This window comes from Domibacillus sp. 8LH, assembly GCF_038806185.1.
Classification (GTDB): domain Bacteria; phylum Bacillota; class Bacilli; order Bacillales; family Domibacillaceae; genus Domibacillus; species Domibacillus indicus_A.
In genome coordinates this window covers 1-265 of the sequence record NZ_JAVJNG010000174.1, presented here as the reverse complement: position 1 = coordinate 265, position 265 = coordinate 1, and the positions used below count along the sequence as shown (strand labels likewise).

Annotated in this window: 1 protein-coding gene; it reads left to right on the top strand. The window is 37.0% G+C overall.

Translation table 11 applies throughout. The annotated features are described in order from the left end of the window. Nucleotides 1-265 (top strand): hypothetical protein (locus tag RG959_RS24310; RefSeq protein WP_342799319.1); only part of this gene is annotated, 265 nt, incomplete at both ends.

The following is a 265-nucleotide window of genomic DNA, read 5'->3' as shown; positions in this document are numbered from 1 at the left end:
ACTTAAATGAGCCAGATTTAGAACAAAATCCTGAACATTGTGTTGCCTTTGGTACCTCAGGGCATAGAGGTTGTTCTTATGATGTGAAATTCAATGAATCACATATTCTCGCCATTACTCAAGCAATTTGTGACTACCGTAAGCAAAATAATATTTTTGGCCCGCTTTATTTAGGTAAAGATACCCACGCATTAAGTGAAGCTGCTTTTAACTCAGCGATTGAAGTATTAGTTGCAAATGAAGTGCAGGTGATCACTCAAGAAAA